This window comes from Cellulomonas sp. P4_B5_2 (assembly GCF_056402235.1).
Window position 1 is genome coordinate 1 of record NZ_JBFUHU010000445.1, and the last position, 2331, is coordinate 2331.

Consider the following 2331-nt stretch of genomic DNA (forward strand, 5'->3'; position numbering starts at 1 on the left):
CGCCCGGGGACCGGTCGGTGGTGCGTCGGGTCAGACGTCGACATCGACGAAGTCGTCGTCGGACTGGTCCGTGTACGAGCTGTCGTCGTCGATGAAGTCGTCGTCCGAGTTGTCGGTCGAGCTGTCGTTGCCCGAGTTGTCGACGTCGATGCCGTCGTCGTCGGAGTTGTCGGTGTGGTCGTCGATCGAGTTGTCGCTGTGGTCGTCCACCTCGCTGTGGTCGTCGACSGAGTTGTCGGTCTCGGAGTGGTCGTCCGTCGAGCTGTCGTTGTSCGAGTTGTCGACGTCGATGCCGTCGTCGTCCGAGTTGTCGCTGTGGTCGTCGACGGAGTTGTCGGTGTGGTCGTCCGTCGAGTTGTCGTTGTGCGAGTTGTCGTTGTCGACCCCGTCGTCGTCGGAGTTGTCGGAGTTGTCGTTGTACGAGTCGCTCGGGTTGTACGAGTCGGTGGTGTTGCCCTGGTTCGAGTTGTCGGTGTTGCCGACGGAGTTCCCCTCGCCGACCACGTTCTCGTCGCCGACGACGACCGTGCCGGAGATGTCCCGCCCTGCCGCCACCCCGCCGCCGGACGCGACCACCGTGTCGAGGTCGAACATCTGGTGCACGTCGCCGTCCGCCCAGATGTTCTGGTTGACCGACGAGTCGACGATCGTGTCCCGGTCGTCGATCGAGGTGGTGTTGTACGTGTACGTCTGGAACACCTGCTGGAGCGCGGGGATCGCGGCGCTCACCCCGACGCTCCCGCCTCCGGCCAGCGCCGCCGACGACCCTCCGTCGCTCGCGCCGCCACCGCCACCGCCGGCCGATCCGCCGCCGCCCGTGGACGACTGCGTGGCGCCGAGCGTGTTGCCGCCCGTGGTGTAGTCGCGGTCGAAGCTGGACGGCGACGCGTCCATCAGCACCGGCATGATGTCCTCGATGTCGACGGACGTGATGTCGCCGAGGCCGTGGTCCTCGAGCGTGCCCTGCGGGTCTCTGGCGAAGGCCGCGGCGGTCTCCGGGTCGCGCAGGAGGTTGAGGATGAAGTCGAGCAGGGTGCTCGCGACGCTGGACATGGTGTTCCTCTCGGTCGGAGTGCCGATCCCGGTCGGCTCACGTCGACGCTAGGGAGGCCGTGGCGGGCGTCCATCGGGGGCCTCCCCCCTCGCGCGACCGGTGCATTGGGGGCTCCGGACGCCTGGTGGCCGGACGACGGGGGGTTCCGGGCCCGTGCCGGCAGGGGTGAAATCGTCCGGTCCGCACTCGAGGCCGACCCGGCACCGGGGGTTCACGGGAGAGGTCTGACCAGCGGCTACGCCCGCCCCCCGCGGAGAGCGCAGGACCCCGGGCATTAGGGGCAATCGGGACGGAAGGTGCTTTTCGCCCGGCCGGAGAGCATCATGCGAGGGGGAGGGGGCCCGGCGACGTGGCCAGGCCCGCACCGAACGTACCGACGAGCCGTGCAGTAGCGCGCGGTCGGCGCAGTGGGGGACGACGGCATGCACTCCGACGATGTGGGCGCCACCGGCGTGGTTCAGGTGGAACGGTTGCTCCGGACTATCGAGGAGGACCCGCGGGCGCCCCGCCTCGTCGCGGTCACCGGTCCGGGGGGCAGCGGCAAGACCCTCGCGCTCCGGTCGCTGCAGACGCTCTACGCGCGCGACGGGAACGGTCGGGGCCGTCCGCGCGACGACCTCGACGAGGGTCCGCTGATCGTCGACGACGTGCACGAGCTCGGTGACGACGCGGTGCGGCGCATCGTCGCCGCGGCGCACCGCCCCGGGGCGCAGGTGACCGTGGCGTTCCGTCCGTGGCCCGTCGAGCGCGGTCTGGGGGAGCTGCGCGACCTCATCGGAGAGCGCGGGACGACGGTCAGCCTCGACTCGCTGGACCGTGGCCAGGTCGAGGCCCGCGCGCGCCACCGCCTCGGCCACCACCTGGACGGTGCGGCCGTCGACGCGCTCACGGCGTTCACCGGTGGCGTCCTGTGCCTCGTGGACGCGGTGCTCGACGGGGCCGACGGAGTGGGGCCGCAGCCGTGGGACCGTCCTGGCGTGCTCGCCGCCTGGGACCCGGTCAGGCGGCTCGCGGGAGTCGGGGACGCCGACCTCCCGCTCATGCGGGACGTGGTGCTGGCGATGTGCCTCGGCGCTCCGTCCGATCCCGGCACGCTGACCACGGTGCTCGGGTGCGGGCCGACCGAGGTGGCCGAGGCGCTCCAGCACGTCCGGGTCAGCGGACTGCTGTGCCCCGACGGCTCCGTGGTCCCCGCCGTGCGCGACGCCGCGCTGGCCACCACCTCGCCGGAGCGCAGCGACTCGGTCCTGGCGAGCGTGCTCACCACGCTCGAGGAC

The 2331-nt window shown here is 71.4% G+C and carries 2 protein-coding genes; one reads left to right on the forward strand and one right to left on the reverse strand.

Features of this window, described 5'->3' with window-relative positions:
* Positions 1-30: 30 nt before the first annotated feature.
* The gene (locus AC1DUQ_RS20885) at positions 31-1053 is read right to left on the reverse strand and encodes an IniB N-terminal domain-containing protein (protein ID WP_477074534.1); all 1023 of its coding nucleotides are present in this window, start codon (positions 1051-1053) and stop codon (positions 31-33) included.
* Positions 1054-1476: 423 nt separating this feature from the next.
* Between AC1DUQ_RS20885 and AC1DUQ_RS20890 the strand changes: the two genes are divergently transcribed.
* The coding region (locus AC1DUQ_RS20890; protein WP_477074535.1) for a hypothetical protein at positions 1477-2331 on the forward strand (855 nt) is incomplete at its 3' end.